Source organism: Oceanotoga sp. (assembly GCF_030445905.1).
Classification (GTDB): Bacteria; Thermotogota; Thermotogae; order Petrotogales; family Petrotogaceae; genus Oceanotoga; species Oceanotoga teriensis.
This window is the reverse complement of sequence record NZ_JASUSU010000002.1, coordinates 59,037-83,706: the sequence shown is the minus strand read 5'-3', so window position 1 is coordinate 83,706 and position 24,670 is coordinate 59,037. Positions and strand designations below refer to the sequence as shown.

24 protein-coding genes are annotated in these 24,670 nt (G+C 28.3%); 9 read left to right on the top strand and 15 right to left on the bottom strand.

Annotated elements, in window-relative coordinates:
• Positions 1–20: 20 nt before the first annotated feature.
• Positions 21–416 carry a hypothetical protein gene (locus PWP28_RS01035; protein WP_109604275.1) on the bottom strand — a complete coding sequence of 132 codons (396 nt, stop codon included), beginning with the start codon at positions 414–416 and terminating at the stop codon, positions 21–23.
• Between the two features lie 294 nt (positions 417–710).
• Between PWP28_RS01035 and PWP28_RS01030 the strand changes: the two genes are divergently transcribed.
• From PWP28_RS01030 to argS, 8 genes are all read left to right on the top strand, one after another.
• Positions 711–1,088 carry a GNAT family N-acetyltransferase gene (locus PWP28_RS01030; protein WP_305081797.1) on the top strand — a complete coding sequence of 126 codons (378 nt, stop codon included), beginning with the start codon at positions 711–713 and terminating at the stop codon, positions 1,086–1,088.
• A gap of 295 nt (positions 1,089–1,383) precedes the next feature.
• Complete coding sequence (locus PWP28_RS01025; protein WP_109604293.1) at positions 1,384–2,520, top strand: DUF3798 domain-containing protein; 1,137 nt, start codon at positions 1,384–1,386, stop codon at positions 2,518–2,520.
• A 66-nt stretch (positions 2,521–2,586) separates the two neighbouring features.
• Positions 2,587–4,200, top strand: a complete 1,614-nt coding sequence (locus PWP28_RS01020; protein ID WP_308644068.1) for a sugar ABC transporter ATP-binding protein — start codon at positions 2,587–2,589, stop codon at positions 4,198–4,200.
• The gene (locus PWP28_RS01015; RefSeq protein WP_109604272.1) at positions 4,197–5,240 is read left to right on the top strand and encodes an ABC transporter; all 1,044 of its coding nucleotides are present in this window, start codon (positions 4,197–4,199) and stop codon (positions 5,238–5,240) included. The genes PWP28_RS01020 and PWP28_RS01015 overlap by 4 nt, the downstream gene beginning before the upstream one ends.
• On the top strand, positions 5,240–6,352 hold the full coding sequence (locus PWP28_RS01010; RefSeq protein ID WP_305081798.1) for an ABC transporter permease: 1,113 nt from the start codon (positions 5,240–5,242) through the stop codon (positions 6,350–6,352). Before PWP28_RS01015 ends, PWP28_RS01010 begins: the two co-directional genes overlap by 1 nt.
• An 11-nt stretch (positions 6,353–6,363) precedes the next feature.
• The gene (locus PWP28_RS01005) at positions 6,364–6,750 is read left to right on the top strand and encodes a DUF6672 family protein (protein WP_308644067.1); all 387 of its coding nucleotides are present in this window, start codon (positions 6,364–6,366) and stop codon (positions 6,748–6,750) included.
• 128 nt (positions 6,751–6,878) lie between these two features.
• Complete coding sequence (locus tag PWP28_RS01000) at positions 6,879–7,649, top strand: YaaA family protein (protein ID WP_308644066.1); 771 nt, start codon at positions 6,879–6,881, stop codon at positions 7,647–7,649.
• Positions 7,650–7,662: 13 nt separating this feature from the next.
• On the top strand, positions 7,663–9,351 hold the full coding sequence (gene argS / locus PWP28_RS00995) for an arginine--tRNA ligase (RefSeq protein WP_109604268.1): 1,689 nt from the start codon (positions 7,663–7,665) through the stop codon (positions 9,349–9,351).
• Positions 9,352–9,403: 52 nt separating this feature from the next.
• Here argS and PWP28_RS00990 read toward each other — a convergent pair whose 3' ends face one another.
• The 12 genes from PWP28_RS00990 to PWP28_RS00935 form a co-directional block, all read right to left on the bottom strand.
• Entirely contained in the window at positions 9,404–10,195 is a 792-nt protein-coding gene (locus PWP28_RS00990; protein ID WP_264149704.1) for an OAM dimerization domain-containing protein, read from the bottom strand.
• The gene (locus PWP28_RS00985) at positions 10,192–11,754 is read right to left on the bottom strand and encodes a lysine 5,6-aminomutase subunit alpha (RefSeq protein WP_264149703.1); all 1,563 of its coding nucleotides are present in this window, start codon (positions 11,752–11,754) and stop codon (positions 10,192–10,194) included. The genes PWP28_RS00990 and PWP28_RS00985 overlap by 4 nt, the downstream gene beginning before the upstream one ends.
• 13 nt (positions 11,755–11,767) lie before the next feature.
• A complete protein-coding gene (locus PWP28_RS00980; protein WP_308644065.1) occupies positions 11,768–13,138 on the bottom strand; it encodes a DNA mismatch repair protein MutS in 1,371 nt (456 codons plus the stop codon).
• On the bottom strand, positions 13,139–14,134 hold the full coding sequence (locus tag PWP28_RS00975) for a hypothetical protein (RefSeq protein ID WP_240597494.1): 996 nt from the start codon (positions 14,132–14,134) through the stop codon (positions 13,139–13,141). It abuts the gene before it with no gap.
• 14 nt (positions 14,135–14,148) lie between these two features.
• Positions 14,149–15,420 carry a lysine 2,3-aminomutase gene (gene ablA, locus PWP28_RS00970; RefSeq protein ID WP_305081799.1) on the bottom strand — a complete coding sequence of 424 codons (1,272 nt, stop codon included), beginning with the start codon at positions 15,418–15,420 and terminating at the stop codon, positions 14,149–14,151.
• Between the two features lie 11 nt (positions 15,421–15,431).
• Positions 15,432–16,463 (bottom strand): zinc-binding dehydrogenase, encoded by a 1,032-nt coding sequence (locus tag PWP28_RS00965; protein WP_305081800.1) that lies wholly within the window; start codon positions 16,461–16,463, stop codon positions 15,432–15,434.
• A 4-nt stretch (positions 16,464–16,467) separates the two neighbouring features.
• The gene (locus PWP28_RS00960) at positions 16,468–17,286 is read right to left on the bottom strand and encodes a 3-keto-5-aminohexanoate cleavage protein (RefSeq protein WP_109604262.1); all 819 of its coding nucleotides are present in this window, start codon (positions 17,284–17,286) and stop codon (positions 16,468–16,470) included.
• 4 nt (positions 17,287–17,290) lie between these two features.
• A complete protein-coding gene (locus tag PWP28_RS00955; RefSeq protein WP_109604261.1) occupies positions 17,291–17,674 on the bottom strand; it encodes a hotdog domain-containing protein in 384 nt (127 codons plus the stop codon).
• 253 nt (positions 17,675–17,927) lie between these two features.
• Positions 17,928–18,335: a MaoC family dehydratase gene (locus tag PWP28_RS00950; protein ID WP_109604260.1), complete on the bottom strand. Its 408-nt coding sequence runs from the start codon at positions 18,333–18,335 to the stop codon at positions 17,928–17,930.
• Positions 18,336–18,350: 15 nt separating this feature from the next.
• Positions 18,351–19,394 (bottom strand): electron transfer flavoprotein subunit alpha/FixB family protein, encoded by a 1,044-nt coding sequence (locus PWP28_RS00945; RefSeq protein ID WP_109604259.1) that lies wholly within the window; start codon positions 19,392–19,394, stop codon positions 18,351–18,353.
• Between the two features lie 12 nt (positions 19,395–19,406).
• Positions 19,407–20,195 (bottom strand): electron transfer flavoprotein subunit beta, encoded by a 789-nt coding sequence (etfB, locus tag PWP28_RS00940; protein ID WP_109604258.1) that lies wholly within the window; start codon positions 20,193–20,195, stop codon positions 19,407–19,409.
• 17 nt (positions 20,196–20,212) lie between these two features.
• A complete protein-coding gene (locus tag PWP28_RS00935) occupies positions 20,213–21,352 on the bottom strand; it encodes an acyl-CoA dehydrogenase (protein WP_109604257.1) in 1,140 nt (379 codons plus the stop codon).
• 277 nt (positions 21,353–21,629) lie between these two features.
• On the opposite strand from PWP28_RS00935, the gene PWP28_RS00930 reads away from it, so the two are divergent.
• Positions 21,630–22,205, top strand: a complete 576-nt coding sequence (locus tag PWP28_RS00930; RefSeq protein WP_109604256.1) for a hypothetical protein — start codon at positions 21,630–21,632, stop codon at positions 22,203–22,205.
• 33 nt (positions 22,206–22,238) lie between these two features.
• Here PWP28_RS00930 and PWP28_RS00925 read toward each other — a convergent pair whose 3' ends face one another.
• Both PWP28_RS00925 and iorA read right to left on the bottom strand, forming a co-directional pair.
• Positions 22,239–22,814, bottom strand: a complete 576-nt coding sequence (locus PWP28_RS00925) for an indolepyruvate oxidoreductase subunit beta (RefSeq protein WP_109604291.1) — start codon at positions 22,812–22,814, stop codon at positions 22,239–22,241.
• Between the two features lie 4 nt (positions 22,815–22,818).
• The gene (gene iorA, locus PWP28_RS00920; protein WP_264149695.1) at positions 22,819–24,594 is read right to left on the bottom strand and encodes an indolepyruvate ferredoxin oxidoreductase subunit alpha; all 1,776 of its coding nucleotides are present in this window, start codon (positions 24,592–24,594) and stop codon (positions 22,819–22,821) included.
• Positions 24,595–24,670 lie beyond the last annotated feature (76 nt).

Sequence of the window (24,670 nt, the reverse complement as noted above, 5' to 3'; positions counted from 1 at the left end):
AATTTATAATTCTCCGTTTTTTATACTAAATTTTTATCATTTTTATTTTTTTCAATCCATAAATTTATAACTTTAACATCAATTCCAGTTTTTTCATGCAAAAACTTAGATGAAAGTTCAAAATCAAACTTGTCTTTCATACTCTTTAAAACAGAAATATCATATACAAAACCTTCTTTAAACCTTTTTGCATACTCATATATGGCTTTATTTTTAACAACAATAATTTTTAATCCGCTGAAATCAGAATCATAATTTATAAAACCTTTTTTATAAAATAATTCAATCCAGCATTTAACAGTATTAATATCAACATCTGAAAATTCTTTTATAATATCGGTATAATATACACAGTTACAACCATTTTCGAAATAAAAATTTAGTATATAATGAAAAAAATCTTCTTGTTTTTTCATAATATACACTCTCCTTTAAAAATAAATTCAAAATATTATATAATATAAGAGAAATTAATTAAAGCATACTGTAAATTATTTAATTAATTTTAGTTAATATTAAGTTACGATTTTTTTCTAAATTACAATAAAAAGGAGGCAAAAAACATAAAAATAATAGAGGGTAACCAAATAAACCTATTAAAACTAGAATATTCAGATTTTCATGAAATAATTAAAAATCCAAAAAAATTTGATTTAAATAATTCATTTTTTCCTTTTAAAAAACAAGAAAATATTTTATTCGAAAAAATTATGAAATCCCTACTTAAAGATATTCAAATATGTAAAAAAAACTATTCAGATTATATAAGATATGAAATATATCATAAAAAAGAAAATGTCAGAATAGGTAGTATAAGTTTAAAAGGAATTCTATTTATAAATGAATCTTTAAAAAAAGGTTATGAATTTGGATATGGAATAAACAAAGATTTTTGGAATAAAGGAATAATGACAGAATCAGTGAAATTATTTTCAAATGATTTTTTTACAAATTTTAAACAATATGTTTTATATGCAGAAACATTAAAAGGAAATATAGCTTCACAAAAAGTTTTGAGAAATAATGATTTTAAAATAATATATGAAAAAACTCTTACTTATATATGGTTAAAAGAAAAATCTTTCTAAAAAATAAAAGCTCGTTTTTTTATAAAACGAGCTTTACTTATTATTAACTATAACCTACTATTTTCAAGTCTCTCTATAATCCCCTATTAACATTTTATTAAATCAAACATATACAATGAAATATTTTTCATTAAACATTAATATTTGTAAATATTTTCTTCATATTTGTTATAATAATAGTAATCATAATTTTAATTTATATTTATTTTGTGTTATAATTCAATTAAATTATATTTAATTGAAGGGGGTGTGGCAATTGAAAAAGATATTAAGTTTGATATTATTATTATCTTTTATGGTATTTAGTTTTTCGGCAAACTTTCATATTGGGGTTGTAACAGGAACTGTTTCTCAAAGTGAAGATGATTTAAGAGGAGCAGAACAATTGATAAAGGAATATGGTGATGTTGCAAATGGTGGAATGATTCAGCATGTTACATATCCAGATAATTTTATGCAAGAAATGGAAACTACCATAGCTCAAATAGTTGGGCTTTCAGATGATCCTTTAATGAAAGCAATAGTTGTAAACCAAGCTGTTCCAGGAACAGTTGAAGCTTTTAGAAGAATAAAAGAAAAAAGACCTGACATAATATTACTCGCTGGTAATCCTCATGAAGATCCTGGAATGATAGCAGATGCTGCAGATTTATCTGTAACGCCTGACAATGTTGCAAGAGGTTATTTAATCGTAAAGGCTGCAAAAATGCTTGGGGCCGAAAAATTCATGCATATTTCTTTTCCAAGGCATATGAGTTATGAATTATTATCAAGAAGAAGAGACATAATGAGAGAAGCTGCAAAAGATCTTGGAATGGAATTTATAGATATGGGCTCTCCTGATCCTACAAGTGATATAGGTATAGCTGGTGCTCAACAATTTATATTAGAAAAAGTTCCTGCATGGCTTGATGCATATGGGAATAAAACAGCTTTCTTCTGTACAAATGATGCACATACAGAACCTCTTTTAAAGAAAGTTTCTGAATTAGGTGGATTCTTTGTAGAAGCTGATTTGCCTTCTCCAACAATGGGTTATCCCGGAGCATTAGGTATAGTTTTTACGGATAATGAAAAAGGTAATTGGCCTGCAATACTTAAAAAAGTTGAAAAAGAAGTTGTTGATAGAGGCGGAAAAAATAGAATGGGAACTTGGGCATATTCATTTGGATTCACAACAACAGCCGCACTTGGAGAACATGCAATCAATGTAATAAATAAAAAAGAAGAATTATTAGATTTTGACGCTGTAATGAAATCATTCATGAAATATACTCCTGGAGCAGGTTGGAACGGAAGTTATTATGTTGATGCCGACGGAGTTGACAGAGAAAATTTCATACTTGTTTATCAAGACACATATGTTTTCGGTAAAGGTTATTTAGGAATGACAAGCTTAGAAGTTCCAGATAAATATTTTGGAATAGAATAAATAAATTATTTACTCATAATAAGGGAACTTAAGTTCCCTTATTATTTTGATAAAGAGGTGAATTTGATGAATGAAAAAGTTCCATTATTAAAACTCGAGAACATCTCTAAAGATTTCTTTGGGAATAAAGTTCTCAATGATATTAATTTAACCATTGAACAGGGAGAAATAATAGGATTAGTTGGAGAAAATGGTGCTGGTAAATCAACTATGATGAATATAATATTTGGCTCTAATATAATAAAAGATACTGGTGGTTATGGAGGAAAAATTTATTTAAATGGTTCTGAAATTAATTTTAATTCTTCTTTTGATGCTTTAGATGCAGGAATAGGAATGGTTCATCAAGAATTTTCTTTGATCCCTGGATTTACAGCTTATGAAAATATAGTATTTAATAGAGAAGATACAAAATATAATTTTATGGTTGATATTTTTGGAGACAGACTTTCAACACTAAATAGATCTAAAATGAAAAAAAGGGCTGAAAAAGCTATAAAAACTCTCGAAGTAAATGTAGATATAAATATGCTTGTAAATGAAATGCCAGTTGGACATAAGCAATTTACAGAAATAGCCAGAGAAATAGATAGAAAAAATACAAAAATTCTTGTATTAGATGAACCAACAGCAGTATTGACAGAATCCGAAGCCGATATACTCTTAAAAACAATTAAAAAATTATCAAAAAAAGGTATATCCATAATCTTTATATCTCATAGATTGAAAGAAATTCTTGATATATCAGATAAAATAGTTGTTTTAAGGGACGGCGAATTAATAAAAGAAGTCTCACCTTCTGATACAAGTATTCATGAAATATCTGAATGGATGGTCGGAAGAAGTTTAGAAAAAAAAGAAAAAAAATCTATTGAAGAAAGAAAATTTGAAAATATTATTTTTAAAACCAAAAAATTATGGGTGGATATGCCTGGTGAAACTGTTAGAGATGTTTCACTTGAAATATATGAAGGTGAAATATTTGGTATTGGAGGGCTTGCTGGTCAAGGAAAACTAGGAATAGCCAATGGAATAATGGGTTTATATCCTGCTGGTGGATACGTAGAATTTCGAGGTCAGGAACTTCAATTAAATGATGCTCTGACACCTTTAAAAAAAGGGCTTGCCTTTGTATCAGAGGATAGACGAGGTGTGGGTTTATTATTAGATGAACCTATAGATCTAAATATAGGGTTTACAGCCATGAATATTCAAGAAAAATTTATAAAAAAATTATTCGGTGGATTATTGAAGTGGCGAGATGATGAAAGTCTACAAAATATTGCAAATGAATATATAAACTCATTAGAAATAAAGTGTACTTCTGAGAAACAAAAAGCAAAAGAACTTTCTGGTGGAAATCAACAAAAAGTTTGCCTTGCTAAATCATTTGCATTAAAACCAGATTTATTATTTGTATCAGAACCTACAAGAGGCATTGATGTGGGTGCTAAACAATTAGTGTTAGATACTTTAAAAAAATACAATAAAGAATATGGTACAACAATAATAATAGCTTCTTCTGAACTAGAAGAACTTAGATCTATATGTGACAGAATTTCAATAGTAAATGAAGGAAAAATTGCAGGTATACTTTCTCCTAAAGATCCAATAGCTTCTTTTGGAGAACTTATGGTTGGTAATGTGAGTACCGATTCAAAGAAGGTGAGTAATGTATGAATAAAATAAATAATTTTATTGAAAAAGCTGGTTGGCCAAGGATAATAATAGCTTTATTTTTATTATCTTTCTTTATAGCTACACCTTTTGTAGGTCTAAGATTAGATACATCCATATCTGATACATTAATTAGATTTGGTATGAATTCTGTACTTGTTTTAGCTATGGTACCCATGATACAGTCTGGTTGTGGATTAAATTTTGGACTTCCATTAGGTATAATCGCTGGACTTTTGGGGGCTGTTATAAGTATAGAAATAGGTATAACAGGATTCGCTGGTTTCATAATGGCTATAATAATATCTATTCCATTTGCATTAATATTTGGAATAGGTTATGGAATACTTCTAAATAGAGTAAAAGGTGATGAAATGACTGTTTCAGTGTATGTAGGATTTTCTTCAGTTGCTTTTATGTCTATGATGTGGTTATTATTGCCATTTAAGAGTCCTGATATGATATGGGCTTATGGTGGTGAAGGGTTGAGAACTACAATAAGTGTTGAAAAATATTGGTATCATGTATTAAATGACTTTTTGCCAATAAAAATAAACGATTATATAACAATTCCAACTGGTCTCATACTATTCTTTATATTGATGTGTTTAATTGTATGGATGTTTTTCAAAACAAAAACAGGAACCGCAATGAGTGCTGTAGGATCAAACCCTGATTATGCAAGAGCTTCAGGCATCAACATAAATAAAATGAGAATAATATCAGTGGTATTTTCAACAATTCTTGGTGGAATAGGAATAATAGTTTATGAACAAACATTTGGTTTTATTCAATTATACCAAGGTCCTTTTTATATGGCATTTCCAGCTGTTGCTGCAATATTACTTGGTGGTGCATCTATTCATAAAGCAACTATAACCCATGTAATAATAGGTACAATATTATTTCAAGGTATACTTACAATGACACCTTCTGTAATAAATAATATTATACAAACAGATATGTCAGAAACGATAAGAATAATAGTTTCAAATGGCATGATATTGTATGCATTAACGAGAGTAAAGAAGGTGAATAGCTGATGGATAATAAAAAAGATAAATTATCTCATTTTTTTATAAGTAATGCAGTTCCAATAATATTTATAATTTTATCTGCAATTTCTATTCCAATATCTGGTTTTTCTCCAGAATATTTAATACAAGAAATGATAATAAGATTATCTCGAAATTCCTTTTTAGTTTTATCTCTTTTAATTCCTGTAATCGCAGGAATGGGATTAAATTTTGGAATAGTTCTTGGAGCTATGGCCGGTCAAATAGGTTTAATTTTTATAACTGACTGGGGCATAGTTGGAATTTCAGGGCTATTTTTAGCTATGATAATATCAACCCCTATAGCTATATTATTAGGAATACTTGGAGGTATAATATTAAACAGAGCAAAAGGTAGAGAAACTGTAACCTCTTATATACTTGGTTTTTTTATAAATGGAGTTTATCAGATAATAGTTTTATATGGAATGGGAAATATAATACCAATAACTAATAAAAACATATTATTACCAAGAGGTTATGGTATAAGAAATGCAATAGATTTAAATGGTATAAGAAGAGTTTTAGATGATTTAATACCTTTAAATATAGGAAATATAAGAATACCTATCATGACTTTTGTTGTAATAGCAATACTATGTATTATTATAATATGGTTTAGAAAAACTAAACTTGGACAAGATATGAAAGCTGTTGGTCAGGATATGGAAGTCGCAAGATCATCTGGTATAGCTGTTGAAAGAACAAGAATATTATCAATAATAATTTCAACTGTTTTTGCAGCATTTGGTCAAATACTTTTTTTGCAAAACATAGGTACTATGAATACTTATAATTCTCATGAACAAATAGGTATGTTTTCAATAGCAGCTCTTTTAATAGGGGGAGCGTCAGTTATAAAAGCTACTATACCAAACGCTTTTCTTGGAATAATACTATTTCACATGATGTTTGTTGTATCTCCAAGGGCTGGAAAAGAACTTATAGGTTCGGCTATGCTTGGAGAATTCTTTAGAGTCTTCATATCTTATGGTATAATTGCAATTTCATTAGCTTTACATGCCTGGAGAAGACAAAAAGATAAAGAAAGGGCAAGATTTGAATTCAGAGGAGATACTTCTCCCTCAGATAATAATTAAGGGGGACTAAAATGACTACAAAAAAAAGAAGAACTTTAATAAGATTATCTTTAATAATATTAATAATACTATTTTCTTTCTTTCTATACTTAAGTGGAAAACAACATGAAATATTTATAGATAATAAGACAATAATCATAGAAAACGAAGAATATTTAAATATAAATACAGCTAAATTTAAAATTAATGATCAAGATTTTATAGATATTGCTAAAAGAAAAAGAAAAAAAGTAGTTGTCTCAGGTCCAAATCATAAAATAATAGTAGAATATGAAGATGAAAGCGGAGAAAAAATTTCTATTTCGAAAAATATAAACTTAGGATTAAAAAAAGATATGATAATTAATATTCCAGCTTTAATAAATAATAATAGTAAATTCATAACAGAAAAGGAATAAATACTTTTTTACTTAATATTTATAATGTATAAACAAATGATTGATATAATACATTTATAATATGAAAATCAATAAGCCTGCCATAAAGGCAGGCTTTTATGATATTATATAAAGGGAGGAAGAAACCCATGAAAATCCTTATACCCCCCTCAGAAGGAAAAAATACAAATATTAACACCAATATAATTTACTCCAATATCCGGAGTAAAAATACTTTTTATTTTCTCGAAGAACACAGAGATTTAATCTTTCGATATTTAGAAAATATGAATAAATTAAAAAAATCTGAAATCGAAAAAATCCTCTCTGTTAAAGGAGAAAATCTTGACATAGCATTAAAATCTAATATGAACATAAAAAATTCTGAATGTATACGATCAAAAGAGTTGTACACTGGAACTATGTTCAAATATATAGATTATAAAAATTTTAATGTAAAGCAAACAGACTTTTATGATGAAAATGTTATAATATTTTCAGGTCTTTTTGGTCTTTTATCGCCAAAAGATTTCATACCTAATTATAAATTAAAATCTAATACAACTCTACCAAACTTTAAAAAAATAGATATATACTGGAAAAATATAATAACAAATTACTTGATTTCTTTACAAAAAAAAGAATTAATAATAGATTTACTTACAAATACACATAGGAATATGTATGATCAAAAAAAATGTAACACTTTTAAAATAGATTTTTATGAACAGAAAAATAATATTATAAAAAAATCTGGACATAATTCAAAAAAATATCGAGGTATTTTCATAAACGAAATAATAAAAAATAAAGTAAGTTCTTTTACAGAATTAAAAAAAATTTCAATAGATAATTTATATTTTTTGGATGAAAAAAGCGATGAATCAAAAAATTATTCATATTTGATAAAAGAAAAATAGTGGAGGTTTTAAAATGAAGTTAACAGAAAAATATTTATACGAAATAATAAAAGATCACCTTATAAATTTATATAATGAAGAAATATCAAATTCTTTATTTATACAGGAGACAAATAACTCCAATTTTGGAGATTTTCAAACAAATTTTGCAATGATAAATGCAAAAACATTAAAAAAAGCCCCTAGAAAAATTGCAGAAGAAATACTTGAAAATTTTCCACAAAGTGATTTAATAACAAAGGTTGAAATTGCTGGTCCTGGTTTTATAAATATATTTATAAGTGATGATTTTGTGGGAGAACAATTAAAAAAACTTGGTAATGAAGAAATTGAATTCGATTTAAATACTAAGGGAAATGTTATAATAGATTATTCATCTCCTAATATCGCAAAACCAATGCATATAGGACATCTTAGAAGCACTGTTATAGGAGACGCTATAAAAAGAATTTATAGATATTTAGGTTATACTGTTATAGGAGACAATCATCTTGGAGATTGGGGAACTCAATTTGGTTCTTTAATCGTCGGATATGATAGATGGCTAGATAAAGAAAATTATAAACAAAATCCAATCGATGAACTTGAAAGAATTTATGTAAAATTCACCCAAGAATCAGAAAAAAACGTAGATTTAATTGAAATTGCCAGAGAAGAACAAAGAAAATTACAAAGTGGTGATGAAAGAAATACTAAACTTTGGAAAGAATTCATAGAAGTATCTTTAAAAGATTATGAAAAGATATATAAAAGAATGGATATAGACTTTGATACTTATTATGGAGAATCTTTTTATCACAATATAATGAAAGATGTTGTAAAAGATCTCATAGAAAAAAATATAGCTTTTGAAGATGATGGCGCTTTAGTTGTGAGTTTTGATGATGATAATCTTCCAAATTGTATAGTTAGAAAATCAAATGGAAGTTTCTTATATACTACTTCAGATCTCGCATGTATAAAGTTCAGAAGAGAAAATTATGATATAAATAGATTGATATATGTAACAGATCAAAGACAACAAACTCATTTTAAACAAGTATTTACAATAGCTGACAATCTTGGTTGGAATGAAAAAAAAGATCATGTATATTTTGGATTGATGAGATTTGTAGATGGAGTTTTTTCAACAAGAAAAGGAAATGTTATAAAACTTAAAGAACTTTTAGACAAAGCCACACAAGAAGCTGAAAAAATATTGTTAGAAAGAAATTCTAATAAAGAAAATTTAAAAGAAAAAGCAGAAATAATAGGAGTTGGAGCGGTAAAATATGCCGATTTAAGTCAAAATAGAACAAGCGATATAATATTCGATTGGGAAAAAATGCTTTCATTCAATTCAAATTCATCTCCTTATTTACAATATACATATGCAAGAATAAACTCTTTGATAAAAAAATCAGATTTAAATGATATACAAGAAATATATATATTTGAAAATGATTATGAAAAAAATCTTGCCAAAAATTTATTAAAATTTCCTAATGCAGTTATGAGAGCAGGAGAAAATTATAAACCAAATTTATTAACAGATTATTTATATGAACTTGCACAAACTTTTAATTCTTTTTATAATAATGTTCGTGTATTGAATGCTGAAGGAAAATATCTTGAATCAAAATTAGCTTTATGTAAAAAAACTGCTTATGTACTTGAAAAGGGCTTAAATCTTCTTGGAATTAAAACTTTAGAAGAAATGTAAAATATAAAATTAGGACTCTAAAATAGAGTCCTAATTTTATATAATTTAAATATTAATCCTCTTTCATTCTGTTCACTATTTCATTAGCTATATATGCACCAACATCATCAGCAAAAGAATTTGGCCCAAACCCCGCATCAAAACCTATTTCTTTTGCAAGTTCATGATTAATTCTCGCACCACCAGCTATTAAAATAGTCTTTTTTCTTATTCCTTCAGCTTCTGCAAGCTCTATAAACTCTGTCATATTTTGAATATGAATATTTTTTTGGGTTACCGTTTGAGAAACTAATATGGCATCTGCATTCAATTCAATAGCTTTAGAAATAAGATCTTCATTTAAAACTTGAGATCCCATATTATAAGCATCGAACATCTCATATCTTTCGAGGCCATAATGACCAGCAAATCCTTTCATGTTCATTATAGCATCTATTCCAACTGTATGTGCATCAGTACCAGTACTAGCACCTATTACAACAAGTTTTCTTCCTATATTATTTTTTATATAATCATCTATTTCTTCCATTGACATTTTATCAACTTTAACTTTAGGCACTTCAATAACTGTATAATCTACTGCATGGGGACATTCTCCATAAGCATTAAAAAAAGTAAATCCTTTATTTAATTCTTTATAAAAAACTATTTGAGGATTTTGAAATCCCATTTTTCTCATAAGTATTTTTGCAGCTTCAACAGCTTCATCTCCATATGGAACTGGTAATGTAAAACTCAATTGAATTTTACCATCATTCATAGTATCTCCATACGGTTTTACATTTTTCAAATCTAAAGTTTTATCATAATCTTTTTTATTTAATGAATATAAACCTCCACTCATCGTTTATCAGCCCCTAACATTTCTTCAATAAATGGATTAAAATAATTTTTATCCTTTTCAAAAACCCCATTAAGACCTTTACCACCATTTTTAGGTCTTTTAACATCTGCAAAAACACCTTTTTCAAGTGCATTAAAAAGACCTTCTCCTTCTATAGTTTTTAAAAGATCTTTTGATTTTTCTAAAACATGATTCGCTCTCTTCTGTATAACTCCATTTTCTTTAAACACTATTTCATCTCCAAGATTTCTCATGTTATTGAATATATATTTAGCATTTTCTATTGATAAATATCTGTCTGACATAAAAGGAGTATGAATTGCTTCAGTGAGCATTCCAAGAAGTTGTATTCCTTGATTCGTCCATATTGATATCACATTGAATAATGCATCTTGTACATGTCCTCTAAATATGTTACCAGTCATATATTTTGTAGGTGGCATATATTTTAAAGGTGCATTTGGGAATATCTCTCTTATCATTTGGGCTTGAGCTAATTCATACAAAAATCCATTTTCTATATCTGGACTCATTTCAAAAGCATGCCCAAGTCCCATCTGTTCTTCTGGAATACCTGCAATCAATGCCAATTGTTCATTTATGAAATCAGAAGCTAAAACAGTATGTGCTTCCTCATAAGCATCTGCAGTAGTTAAATAATTATCTTCTCCAGTATTTATAATAATTCCAGCAAATCCATTTATAACTCTCGAAAAATATTGATCTATTATTGTTCTTTGCATATTTATATCTCTGAATAATATACCATATAATGCATCATTTAGCATAACATCTAATCTCTCCATTGCCCCCATACCTGCAATTTCTGGCATACAAAGACCAGAAGCATAATTCACAAGTCTTATATATCTTCCAACTTCTTCTCCAACTTCATCAAGAGCTCTTCTCATTATTCTAAAGTTTTCTTGAGTTGCCATAGTTCCTCCAAAACCTTCAGTTGTAGGTCCATAAGGAACATAATCTAATAAACTTTGACCTGTTGATCTTATAACTGCTATTATATCTGCTCCCTGTCTTGCTGCTGCTTGTGCTTGAACAACATCTTCATAAACATTTCCAGTTGCAACTATTACATAAAGATATGGTTTTTTACCTTCACCTATATTTTTTATGTATTCATCTCTTTTTTCTTTATTTTCTTTTATTCTTTTGACCATACTTTTTACTAATGGATTTATATTTTCTTTTATTTTATTAAAATCATTTATCGGGAGTTTAGTTATATTCAAATCTCCAGAAGATATCTTTTCTGCTATTTCTTGAGGTTTCATACCAGTTTCAATCATAGCATTAGAAATATAAAAAGCTGCACCACTACTTAAACTATTATTCTCTTTTAAATGATCTATAAGTACATTTGGCAAAGGTATATCTTCATCATTCACTCCATCTATTTCAAAAAATCTACATATAGTTCTTTCAACTGAAACGGTTGAATATACATCAACGAAACCCTGAACTTTTTCAGCTATATTCTTTGCACTACTTCTTGCTTCATCTACATATTTCCAATTTAATCCCAATTTACTCTCTCGCATAATATATCTCCTTTCATTCAAGACTTTCTATAGAATTAAAAATCAATTCTTCATCAACCCCTAAAATTTTTGCTATATTAATAGCATCTTTAGATACCATTTTTTCATCTTCTATTTTTAAAATTGAATAATCTATATACTTTTCAATTTCATTTGCTTTTAACTCTAGATTTAAAATATCTTTCTTTAGCCCTTTAACTGTAAATAAATCAACATTCTCATAATTGATTCCACTATAATGAGTAGAAAGAAAAAATGTACAATTATAATTATAAAAAGTCTTCAAAGTTCCATTTATTATTGCAACACCTTCTTCAGGATTAGTTGTTCTTGCAAATTCATCAAAAATTATAAATAATTTTTCACCTTTTTTTAACCTTTTCAATGCTTCGTTTATTTTCAATATTTCAGAAGCATAAGAGGATAAGCCCTTCTCTATATTCTGAGAATCACCTATATTTATTATGATATCATCGTATACATCTAAACAAGCATTCTCCGCTGGAACATAAAAACCATATTGAAAAAGATATTGGGAAATTGCTAAAGATTTTAAAAAGACTGTTTTTCCAGTCATATTGGCACCCATTATGATATTTAATTTATGATTTATATTCACATCAATCGACTGATAATTCTTATTTTTATTTTTTAAAATATCTAAAACTCTAGGATTAAAAAGACCTTTATAAACTGTATTATTTTTTGAATATCTTGGTCTAACAAATTTTTTCTTTTCTATTAATTCTGTTTTAGCTATCAAATAATCCAAGTAAGATATTTTTTCGAAATTTTCTTTTAATATTTTAAAATCTTTTCTGATAATATCCGTTAATTTTTTTCTTATCAAATCTTCTAATTTACTTTCCTCATACAAAAGGTTCAAATAAGCTTCTTCATTTTCTTTGCCTTCTATTTGAAAAATTTTTTTCTTTTTTCTTAATTCTTTTAAATCTTCTGAATAAGAATTATAAATATAAAAAGAATTTAATCCATATTTTTCTGGATCTAAAAGATTTATTAAATTTTTTGTACTTTTTGGAAATAAGTTTTCTATGGAATCTATTTTCAAATTATAAATTTCTTCACAATATATACAAAAATTTTTTATTTCAAATAACTCTATATCATTAAAAAATAAATTTGAATCGGATAATTTATATATTGTATTTTCAATATCTTTAATATGAGACAAAGAAACTTTTAGAGGATTTATTAAATTAATATTTTTAATATAATTTCTCATTATTTCTATTCTTTCATATTCATTTTCTATATCCTCAATATTGGTCATAAATTTTAATTTTTCTATATATTTGCATCCAATTGGCGAATATAAATTCATATCTTTTAAAATAAAATTAATTTCTTTATTTTTATACATCTAATCAACCTTTCTAACATCGAAAATAGGTATATCAATATAATTTTTCAAATCTGAAACTATATTATCACTATTCATAATATAACCTTGTGGAGAAACTGGATTTACAGTTATAGCAATTAAATTTGGTTTTTTTAAGACTCTTAATTTTCCTCCCCTTTTTAAAAAAAGCAAAAAAATTTCTGAACTCAGAAATAATTTTGTATAATCTTTTACTATAATTTCGAATTTTCCGGTATCTTTTCTTTCTATTAAATATTTAATAAAATTATTTGTTAATGATCCCGTAGTATATATCTTATATGAATATTCTGAAATATCTTTATTCAAATTTTTTATGTTTAAAAGAGTTTTTATATTCAATCTATAAAAATTATTTTCTTTAATATAAAATATACCTTCTTCATATTTTTTAAACTCTTCACTGTATAATCCTTTATAAGGGTTTATATTTATAAGATTAAAAACATGCACTGTTTTTTTCACCAGTTCTTTTTGATTTAAAGAAACTGCAGCTCCTGTGGTTAAGATCATAGATTCTGTTATGAATGGTGATGATGGAGAAAGCCTTGAAATCGCACCATCTATTAAAACTGTATCTGAATTATAATTTTTTATTTTATTTATGATTTCATACATTTTATAAGTTGAAGATGGGCCAGATAATAATACTAGCCCATTTTCAAGACTTCTTGCAATAACTATTCTTCCAAGGGATGTTTTACTGTTTGAAACATATAAGATTTCCGCATTGAATTTTTTTTGTAAAAAATGTTTTTCAGAAGTCGCAAAGATCATATTTTCTTTTATTTTTATTTCAGGTTTTGATGTATAAGTAACTTGATCACATTTCTCACCATCTATTCCTATTGAAGTCAAACCAAGAATTTTGGTTTTATTTAATTTTTTTATGAGATAATTCAAAGTTTCTGTTTTTCCAGTATTTTTTTCTAATCCAACAACAGAAATACTTTTAAAATTCAAATTTAAATCCATATTTTATTCCCTCATCATAAACTATGTTTTTTCTTCCATTCTTTAACTCTATTACCTCTATCGAGATTCTCAGGTTCAAGACTTATCTTTCCATCTTTAGCCTCAAAAAGTGCAGCAACACCTTTTAATTCATATTTTTTTCTATATTCAGAATCATTTACATCTGTTTTAGTATCTTCTGGTTCATGATATGTAGTTATAACCCCTTCATAATTTCTTAAAATAACACTTCCATCACTTTCTGAAACCATATATTGTGGCATAAGTCTTATCTTTCCTCCACCACCTGGTGCATCAACAACAAAAGTTGGAACACAATAACCAGATGTATGACCTATAAGACTTTCCATAATTCCAAGTCCTTTTCTAACAGATGTTCTAAAATGACCTATACCTTGTGATAAATCACATTGATATATATAATATGGTCTAACTCTTATCTTTACAAGTTGATGAACTAATTCCATCATTATATACTTACTATCATTAACTCCTTTTAATAGAACACTCTGATTTCCGAGAGGTATTCCAGCATTTGAAAGCATTTCACATGCTTTTGTAGATTCAGGAGTTATTTCTTTTGGATGATTAAAGTGTGTATTAATCCATATAGGATGATATTTACTTAACATATTTACAAGTTCAGGAGTTATTATCTGAGGTAAAACAACAGGAGCTCTTGTTCCTATTCTTATTATCTCAACATGAGGAATACTTCTCAATTCTTTTATTATATATTCAAGCATTTGTACTCCTGCAAGAAGAGCATCTCCTCCAGATAACAAAACATCTCTAACTTCAGGAGTTTCTCTTATATATTCTATAGCCGCATCTATTTCTTTTTTTGTTCTTGCTGAATCAGTTTGACCAGCAAATCTCCTTCTCGTACAATGTCTACAATACATAGAACACATGTCTGTTATCAAAAATAAAACTCTATCTGGATATCTATGTGTTAAACCAGGAACAGGTGAATCTGCATCTTCATGCAACGGATCCAACATATCCCACCTATCCACGAGCAATTCTTTTCCAGTTGGAACTGCCTGTCTTCTTATCGGATCTTTTGGATCATTTGGATCCATTAAAAGGGCATAATATGGAGTTATTGCCATTCTCAATGTTTTAAGTGCATTCTTCACTCCTTCTTCTTCATCTTCAGTTAAATTTATAACTTTTTTTAATGATTCAACATCAGTTATTCTATTTTTTATTTGCCAATGCCAATCATTCCATTGTTCATCGTTAATATCTTTCCATAAAGAGATATCTTTATATGACCGCATCTTATCTCCCCCTAAATATATAATTTTTCAAATAAATTCCTTATTTTATTTGATTCCCTAAGAATATTCAAACTCAAATCTGCATGATTTTTAGTATATCCATTACCAATGATCATATTTATATCTTTTCCAACACCTTCAGCACCCAGAGCTGCTTTAGTAAATGATGTAGCCATAGAAAAAAAATAAACTATTCCTTCATCTTTTGTTATTAAAATAGAAGACATTTCGGTATTTTCAACATTAACATTATTTATAACAACATCGCATAATTCATTGTTTGTAATATCACAAATTTTTTCATATATATCAACAGGCTTTGTAGCATCTGCTACTACAACTTCATCAACAATATCGAGTTTTTTAAGTCTTTCAGCATTTTCTTTGGAGTATTCAACAACTATTACTTTTCCATTTTTTGCATTCTTTTTAGCTTGATATGCACAAAGCACTCCAGACTTTCCTCCGCCACCTATTATACAAACATTTTGACCGTCTTTAACAAGTTTATTAACTTGTGCAGGAGCTCCTGCAACATCTAAAACAGCTAAAGATAATTTTTCGGATATATCTTCGGGAATTTTTGCATACAAACCACTCTCAAAAAGAATGGCTTTTCCAATGATATCAACCTGATCAGTATCTTTATTAATTTTTAAAATACGATCTATCTTCAAAGGAGTTAAAGATAAAGAAACTAGTGTGGCTATTTTATCTCCAACACATAAATCTTTATCTGGGAAATCATCTCCTATTTCTAAAACTTCTCCTATGAGCATCCCACCCGAACCAGTAACTGGATTTTGAAGTTTACCTCTCTCATTGACTATATTTAAAATCATATTTTCTATTTTTTTCTCATCATTATCACAAGCATTTTTTATTTGTGTAAAGCTTGCTGAATCTACATTCAAAGTCTTAACATTTAATAAGATTTCATTAGAATATATATTCATATCATTATTTATTTTTTTTGCTGGCTGAGGCAAAGCTCCCTTAGGTTCTATAACTCTATGTGTTCCATATGGGTTTCCCAATTTCATATGATCAACTCCCTTTAATGTTTAATATTTTTCTAGCTTCATCTGGTGTTGCAATTTCTCTACCAATTTCCTTAGAAATTCTAACTATTCTTTCAACTAGTTGAACATTTGATAAAGCTTTTTCACCTTTCTTATAATATATATTATCTTCAAATCCAACTCTGACATGTCCCCCCATAAGAATTGCATGTACTGCAAGTGATAATTCAAATCTACCAATTCCTGCAACTGTCCAAGTTGCATCTTCTGGTATTTTATTAACCATATATACCAAATCATCTATATTTCCTGGTATCGCACCTGGAACTCCCATAACAAAATCAAAATGCATAGGTGATTCAATCAATCCGTTTTTGTTTAAATTTATTGCATTTTGAATCATTCCTCTTTCAAAAACTTCTATTTCTGGTTTAATACCCCTATTCTTCATTTCTAATGCAAATTTTTCTATATATTCTTTAGAATTCACAAAAATATCATCTCCAAAATTACATGTACCAGCTGAAAGTGTTGCCATTTCAGGGTTTAATTTCAGAGGTTGCATTCTTTCTTCAAAAGAATGCCATACAGCTCCTCCTGTAGAAGGTTGAAAAATAACATCACATTTTTCTTTTATTTTTTTTGAAATTTCTTTATATATTTCGAAATCCTGTGAAGGATTTCCATTCTTATCTCTTGCATGTACATGAACTATAGAAACGCCAGCTTTATAACATTCATAAGCTTCATCCGCTATTTCCTGCGGAGTCAAAGAAAGATTTGGTTGCTGTTCTCTTGTTACTTCAGCTCCAGTTAATGCAGCAGTAATTATTAATTTTTCCATAGCATCATCTCCTTTGTTTATCAGCAGGGACTATACATGTTCCAACAGCTTTACAAACAACTATTGAATCTTCAAGAAGATCGGCAGCTGAATCATTTATATCTGGTCTTGGAGATATAACTTTTCTTGCAATAAACTCCATTTTTCTGGAAGTTTTACCCTGTTTGATTATTTTACCAGTTGCTTCAATATAATCTCCTGCATATACAGGATTTAAAAAGTCTACACTTTCATAAGCCCTAAATAATCCTTCATCTCCATCATTTCTTATCAGTAATTCTGTTGCAACATCTCCAAATAATTGAAGCATTTTAGCACCATCAACAAGATTTCCACCATAATGAGCATCTGCCTGACTCATTCTAAGTCTTATAATAACTTGTTCCATATTAAAACCTCCTCGAAAACTTTATCACTTTAATTTCACACTATGAAATTTTTTTCATTTATCTATTTTTAATTATATCATTTATCTTTATTAATTAAAATTTCATATTATATATGATTTTTTAACAAATATAGTCTTTAAAGGCTTTAATCATGAATAATACAAAATATTTAGATTTAATTATTATGACAAAAAAATGAGAAATGTATTTAATACATTTCTCATTTTTTTATTTTATTATTTTATTATTTTATTATTTTTTAAATTGTACTAAAGCTTCTCCATCTATAGCAACTTTTCCATCTTCCTTAATAACTTGAGTTATTAAAATCAATCTGAATTTTTCATCGATTTTTTCTTTTACTTCAATTCTAACAGTGAGTTCTTCATCTAAAAATACTGGAGCTTTAAACTTTGCTGATTGTTGCATATAAATAGTTCCATTGCCTGGAAATCTCATTCCAAGAACAGCTGATATCTTTCCTAAAACAAGTATTCCATGAGCTATTCTTTGACCGAATATAGATTTTTTTGCAAACTCTTCATCTATATGAAGAGGATTCTTATCTCCACTTATCTCGGCAAAAGTATTAACATCAGTTGATGAAATTTTTGTTTTTTCTTCATAAACATGTCCCAATTCTATTTCTGCATACGTCATAAGACTACCCCCTTATCAAATAATTTTTTCAAGTTCATCTATATTATCTATGGAATCTATAATTTTTGGAATAATATCATATAAATCTCCCACTATGCCATAATCAGCTACTTTAAATATAGCAGCGTCTGGATTTTTGTTTATTGCAACTATATATTCTGAGTCCTTCATCCCTGCTATATGTTGAATGGCACCTGAAATTCCACATGCTATATATAATTTAGGTCTAACTGTTTTACCAGTTTGCCCAACTTGATGAGCTTGAGATATCCATCCTGAATCAACTGTAGCTCTTGAAGCTCCTACAACACCACCAAGTTTTTTTGCTAACCTTTCTAAAAGTTCAAACCCTTCTTTTTTAGCCAAACCTCTTCCACCAGCAACTATTATTTCTGCTTCTTCTATTGCTACATCATGTTTAGCTTCTTTTATTATCTCTATTATTTTTGTCCTTATTTCTTCTTCGTTTAAAGCATAATCAAATTTTGTGATCTTCCCACTTCTCGATTTATCTTCTTCTGCTTTTTTCATAACACCAGGTCTAACAGTAGACATCTGAGGTCTATGATTTGGACAAACTATTGTAGCCATTATGTTTCCACCAAATGCCGGTCTTGTCATAAGTAATTTTCCATCTTCTTCATCTATTTCAAGATTTGTACAATCAGCTGTCAACCCTGTAGCCGTTCTTGCAGCAATTCTTGGTGCTAAATCTCTTCCTATATGTGTTGCTCCCAATAAAATTATCTCTGGTTTCTTTTCTTCTATCATTTTAGATATTATTTTTGAATAAGCTTCAGTAGTATAATTCTTTATAGCTTTATTCTCATAAAGCAATACTTCATCTGCACCATGATTTATAAGATCTTGACTTAAGTGTTCAACTTTATCTCCTATCAATACGGCTACTACTTCTACATTTAATTTATCCGCCATTTTTCTTGCTTCGCCAAGAAGTTCATATACAACAGGCATTAATTTTCTTTCTCTTTGCTCTGCAAATATCCATACTCCTTTATATAAAGAATGTTCATTTTTAGCAGGATCTACATAAGCCATTTTCTTACCTCCTTATAATACGTGTTTTCTTTTCAATTCAACTATTAATTTCTGTGCCTTTTCTTCATTATTTCCTTCTAACATCTGTCCTTTACCTTTAGGTTCAGGTGTGAAAGATTTTTTTACTTGTGTTGGTGAGCCTTTTAAACCTATATTCATTCTATCAACATCTAAATCATCGAGTCCCCAAACTTTTACTTTATCATTTCCAAAAGCTTCAAATATTCCCGCCATATTCATATATCTTGGTTTATTCAATTCTTTTATAGCTGTCAATAAAACAGGTGTTTGTGTTTCAATTATTTCATAACCATCTTCTAAAGCTCTTTCAACAATTATTTTATCTTCATTTATTTTAAAATTTTTAACGTATGTTATTTGAGGTATATTTAATCTTTCGGCTATTTGAGGTCCTACCTGTGCAGTATCACCATCTATCGCCTGTCTACCAGCAAAAATTATATCGAAATCACCTATTTTTTTTATTCCAGCTGCTATTGTTTCTGATGTTGCCCATGTGTCAGAACCACCAAAAAATCTATCACTCAACAATATTGCTTCATCAGCACCCATAGCCAATGCTTCATTCAAAACTTCTTTAGCTTGAGTAGGTCCCATAGAAATTACAGTTATATGAGTATCTTTATTTTCATCCTTTATCTTTAAAGCTTCTTCCAATGCATTTTTATCATCTGGATTCATTATACTTGGTACACCTTTTCTAATTAATGTCCCTGTGATAGGATCTATTTTTAATTCTGTTGTGTCTGGTACTTGCTTTACACAAACTATTATTTTCAATTTTATTTTCCTCCTTTTTACTTTATCGTATTAGCTGCTATAACCATTCTTTGAACTTCAGAAGTTCCTTCATATATTTCTGTAATTTTAGCATCTCTCATCATTCTTTCAACTGGATAATCTTTAGTATATCCATAACCACCATGAAGTTGAACTGCTTTTGTAGTTACAAACATCGCTGTTTCAGCAGCAAATAATTTTGCCATAGCCGCAAGCTTTGAATAAGGTTGTCCATCATTTTTTGCCTGAGCAGATTGATAAACTAATAGTCTTGCAGCTTGTATTTGAGTTTCCATATCAGCTATATTAAATTGTAATGCTTGAAATTTACTTATAGATCTGCCAAATTGTTCTCTTTGATTGATATAATTCAAAGTTTCATCCATTGCACCTTGAGCTATACCTAATGCTTGAGCAGCTATACCTATTCTTCCGCCATCTAAAGTTTGCATAGCAATTTTAAAACCTTTTCCTTCTTGGCCCAACATATTTTCTTTAGGTACTCTTAAATTTTGAAATATGAGTTCTGCGGTAGCTGATCCTCTTATTCCCATTTTGTCTTCTATTTTACCTATTGAAAAACCTTCCATTCCTTTTTCTATTATAAAGGCACTTATTCCTCTAGTTCCTTTACTAGGTTCTGTCATAGCAAAAATAACATATATATCCGCATACTTACCATTTGTTATAAATATTTTTGATCCATTTATTATCCAATCTTCCCCATCTTTTTTTGCGAAAGTTTGCTGACCAGCAGCATCTGTTCCAGCATTTGGTTCTGTTAATGCAAATGAACCCAATTTCTTACCCTTTGCAAGAGGAACTAAGTATTTTTGTTTTTGTTCTTCTGTCCCAAATTTATATATAGGCCAACAAGCTAAAGAATTGTGTGCAGAAAGAATTACTCCTGTTGTAGCACAATATCTTGATAACTCTTCTACAGCTAATACATAACTCATTTCATCTGTTCCAGCACCACCATATTCTTTTGGCATATTCATACCAAAAAAACCATATTTCTTCATCTTCTCTACATTTTCCATAGGAAATCTTTCAGTTTGGTCTATCTCAGCTGCAATTGGCTTTACTTCATTTTCTGTAAATTCTCTTACCATTTTTTTTACAATTTCCTGTTCTTTTGTCAAGTTGAAGTTCACAGCTATACCTCCTTATTTGTTATATAAGTGAAAATATTCACTTTAGTTTTACTTTTATAAACTTTATTTTCGACTTTTTGTAAAAGTGAATCATCTCTCATTTTAATTATACATTATAATTATTAATAATTAAATTACATTTTAAATAGGTTATTGTTATTTATTTTAGATTATAATTGATTATCTTTCGTTTTATAAATATCTCTTATTTTTTAAGTTTTTATTTTTATAGTCGATTTTATATCTGAAGGTGGGTGATAGCATTTTTAAAAATTTTTTGATTTTTTTTATATTAATTTTTATACCTTTGAGTGTTTTTACATATTATGATAATGAAGTAAAACTTGATGAGAATGGTAGTTGGTCTTTTGTAGAACAAGAAAAAAAATATTATGGAATGTATGATGATATATATTTTGGATCAACAAGAGATTTTATAGAACAAAATAATAAAGAATTATTATTGAAAAAAGATGTGGATTATCTTTTATTCAGAGAAAAATTTAATGAATACTCTTTAGATTCTTTTTATTTTTTTTATGATGATTTATTTTATAAAACTATTTCTGATTTCTTAGTAGTTCATTATTCTGCAAAATATTGGATTTCAGACTATGAAAAAATAAAGAGCAAATTAATAGAAATTTATGGAAATCCCGATGAAGATGAAATATATTATAGTAACAGTTTTTGGATTGGAAAACTTGAAAATGCTTTTGACAACAATCAAGCAACTTTAAAAACTGTATGGAAAAAAGATTATAAAGATATAGTATTAGAGCTTTTTAAAATTGGAAATGATACTAAAATAATAGTTTCTACAGTATCAAACGAAATAAATCCCGATCTATAAATAACCCGGATTATTAAAAATCCGGGTATTATTTTAGGATATTTCAAGTCCTTTTTTATAAGCTTTTAAGTTCATATCTATAAATTTCTCTTTAACATTATTTTTTATTGATTCTTCCCAATCTATATTTTCAAGACCCAAAGCCTTTGTCAAAGGTGCAAGAAGTACTATATTTTGTGTTTTTATATTTCCCAATTCTATCGCAATTTTAGTAGCTGGAATTATTAAGGTTTTAACTTTTGTTTTTAATTCTTCAATTATTCCTTCTGGATACTCTGCTTTTCCTGAAAGTATAGGTGCTGATTGGATTTCATGATCATTTATAACCAATAATCCATCAGGTTTTAAATATTCAATCCATCTCATAGCTTCCATTTTTTCAAATGATATTAAAACATCGGCTTGCCCTTTTCCGATTATGGGCGAATAAACTTGTTCTCCATATCTTATCTGAGTTGTAACAGATCCACCTCTTTGGGCCATACCATGAACTTCAGACATTTTAACATCGTATCCAGCATTTAAAAGTGCTGTAGATATTATCTTTGAAGTTAAAATTATTCCTTGTCCACCTACACCAACAAGTAAAACATTTTTAGTTTCTTTAATCATATCAAACACCTGCCTTTTCTATTGCATCAAAAGGACAAACTTGTGCACAAACTGAACATCCAACACAGGTATTTATATCTATTATAGATCCTACATTTTTGTCAAAAGAAATTGATGGACAACCTACCTTCAAACACATCTTACATTTTTTACATTTTTCATGATTTACTTGATATCTAACCGTTTTAATTTTATATTTTTGTTTTTCTTCTTCTCTTAGTTTTTTTAATGCACAAGGCCATTTAGTTATTATTACTGAAGGTTCTTCTAATACTGTAAATTCATTTATAGCACTTCTAACTTCATCGAGTTTGTTAGGATCAACTGTTTTAACATGTTTTATTCCTACAGCTTTAACAATAGCTTCTATATCTATTTCTTCCGTCTTTTCTCCCATTAAAGTATAACCAGTTCCAGGATTTTCTTGATGTCCTGTCATTCCTGTAACTCTATTATCAAGTATAATAGATATAACTTTTGATTTATTATAAACGATATCTATAAGACTTGTTATACCCGAATGAAAAAATGTTGAATCTCCAACAATACCAAAAATTTCTTTTTCTTCTCCAGATTTTTCAAATACTTTTGAAAAACCATGAGCTGCAGATATTCCAGCCCCCATACATATAACTGTATCCATAGCATTTAAAGGATCTGCTGAACCAAGAGTATAACAACCTATATCACCTGTTATAACTGCATTTTTTCTTTTACTTAATTCAAAAAATAATCCTCTATGTGGACAGCCTGAACAAAGTGTAGGAGGTCTAGGAACTATCATTTCCGGATTAATAGAAATTTTTTTATTTTCTTTTCCCAATAGTTTTTCAGCTATTATATCTGGATTTAATTCCCCAGTTAAAGGTATTTTCTCTTTACCTATAACATTTATCCCCATAGCTTTTATTTCTGTTTCAAGAAAAGGTTCATTTTCTTCTATTACATAAAGTTTTTTTACCTTGGAAGAAAAATTTTTTATTTTTTCTTTTGGTATAGGAAAACTCATTCCTAATTTTAAGTATGAAGCTTCATTTCCAAAAATTTCTTTTGCATATTCATAAGAAATTCCTGAAGTTATGATTCCTATTTCTGAGTTATTTATTTCTTCTCTGTTTAACCAAGTATCATTACTTGAGAAATCTTCTAATTTTTTTAACTTTTCTTCGAGTTCTACATGATGCTTTCTACAAGCTGCTGGTGTTGCAACAAATTTAGATATATTTCTTTTATAAGGTTTCTTTTCTACTTCTTTTCTTTCTTCAAGTTCTACAACACTTTTTGAATGACATATTCTAGTTGTTAATCTGAATAAAACTGGAACATCAAATCTTTCTGATATTTTATATGCTTCCTTTAAAAAATCTTTTGCCTCTTGAGAATTTGATGGCTCTATTAAAGGCATCTTAGCATGTCTTGCATAATATCTATTATCTTGTTCGTTTTGCGATGAATGTAAACCAGGATCATCAGCAGTTACTATAACATATCCTCCATTAACTCCTAAATATGCATAAGTAAACATAGGGTCTGCAGCAACATTTAAGCCAACATGTTTCATGGCAGACAAACTTCTTGCACCTGCAATAGATGCTCCAACTCCAACTTCAATTGCAACTTTTTCATTTGGAGTCCATTCAGAGTAAACTTCTTTATAATTTGCAAGATTTTCTAAAATCTCTGTACTTGGAGTTCCAGGGTATGCCGACGCAAATGTAACTCCTGCTTCATAAGCACCTCTGGCAGTAGCTTCATTACCAGTCATTAATACTTTCATAAACTCTCCCCTTTCCTTTGATATTCTCCCATTTTTATTATACAACAGTTAATGAAATTTTTTTCATCTCGATTTT

Excerpts from the sequence above, each read along its gene's own strand:
- PWP28_RS01035 (WP_109604275.1), bottom strand. The coding sequence starts at position 416 with ATGAAAAAACAAGAAGATTTTTTTCATTATATACTAAATTTTTATTTC.
- PWP28_RS01030 (WP_305081797.1), top strand. The coding sequence starts at position 711 with ATGAAATCCCTACTTAAAGATATTCAAATATGTAAAAAAAACTATTCA.
- PWP28_RS01025 (WP_109604293.1), top strand. The coding sequence starts at position 1,384 with ATGGTATTTAGTTTTTCGGCAAACTTTCATATTGGGGTTGTAACAGGA.
- PWP28_RS01020 (WP_308644068.1), top strand. The coding sequence starts at position 2,587 with ATGAATGAAAAAGTTCCATTATTAAAACTCGAGAACATCTCTAAAGAT.
- PWP28_RS01015 (WP_109604272.1), top strand. The coding sequence starts at position 4,197 with ATGAATAAAATAAATAATTTTATTGAAAAAGCTGGTTGGCCAAGGATA.
- PWP28_RS01010 (WP_305081798.1), top strand. The coding sequence starts at position 5,240 with ATGGATAATAAAAAAGATAAATTATCTCATTTTTTTATAAGTAATGCA.
- PWP28_RS01005 (WP_308644067.1), top strand. The coding sequence starts at position 6,364 with ATGACTACAAAAAAAAGAAGAACTTTAATAAGATTATCTTTAATAATA.
- PWP28_RS01000 (WP_308644066.1), top strand. The coding sequence starts at position 6,879 with ATGAAAATCCTTATACCCCCCTCAGAAGGAAAAAATACAAATATTAAC.
- argS (WP_109604268.1), top strand. The coding sequence starts at position 7,663 with ATGAAGTTAACAGAAAAATATTTATACGAAATAATAAAAGATCACCTT.
- PWP28_RS00990 (WP_264149704.1), bottom strand. The coding sequence starts at position 10,195 with ATGAGTGGAGGTTTATATTCATTAAATAAAAAAGATTATGATAAAACT.
- PWP28_RS00985 (WP_264149703.1), bottom strand. The coding sequence starts at position 11,754 with ATGCGAGAGAGTAAATTGGGATTAAATTGGAAATATGTAGATGAAGCA.
- PWP28_RS00980 (WP_308644065.1), bottom strand. The coding sequence starts at position 13,138 with ATGTATAAAAATAAAGAAATTAATTTTATTTTAAAAGATATGAATTTA.
- PWP28_RS00975 (WP_240597494.1), bottom strand. The coding sequence starts at position 14,134 with ATGGATTTAAATTTGAATTTTAAAAGTATTTCTGTTGTTGGATTAGAA.
- ablA (WP_305081799.1), bottom strand. The coding sequence starts at position 15,420 with ATGCGGTCATATAAAGATATCTCTTTATGGAAAGATATTAACGATGAA.
- PWP28_RS00965 (WP_305081800.1), bottom strand. The coding sequence starts at position 16,463 with ATGAAATTGGGAAACCCATATGGAACACATAGAGTTATAGAACCTAAG.
- PWP28_RS00960 (WP_109604262.1), bottom strand. The coding sequence starts at position 17,286 with ATGGAAAAATTAATAATTACTGCTGCATTAACTGGAGCTGAAGTAACA.
- PWP28_RS00955 (WP_109604261.1), bottom strand. The coding sequence starts at position 17,674 with ATGGAACAAGTTATTATAAGACTTAGAATGAGTCAGGCAGATGCTCAT.
- PWP28_RS00950 (WP_109604260.1), bottom strand. The coding sequence starts at position 18,335 with ATGACGTATGCAGAAATAGAATTGGGACATGTTTATGAAGAAAAAACA.
- PWP28_RS00945 (WP_109604259.1), bottom strand. The coding sequence starts at position 19,394 with ATGGCTTATGTAGATCCTGCTAAAAATGAACATTCTTTATATAAAGGA.
- iorA (WP_264149695.1), bottom strand. The coding sequence starts at position 24,594 with ATGAAAGTATTAATGACTGGTAATGAAGCTACTGCCAGAGGTGCTTAT.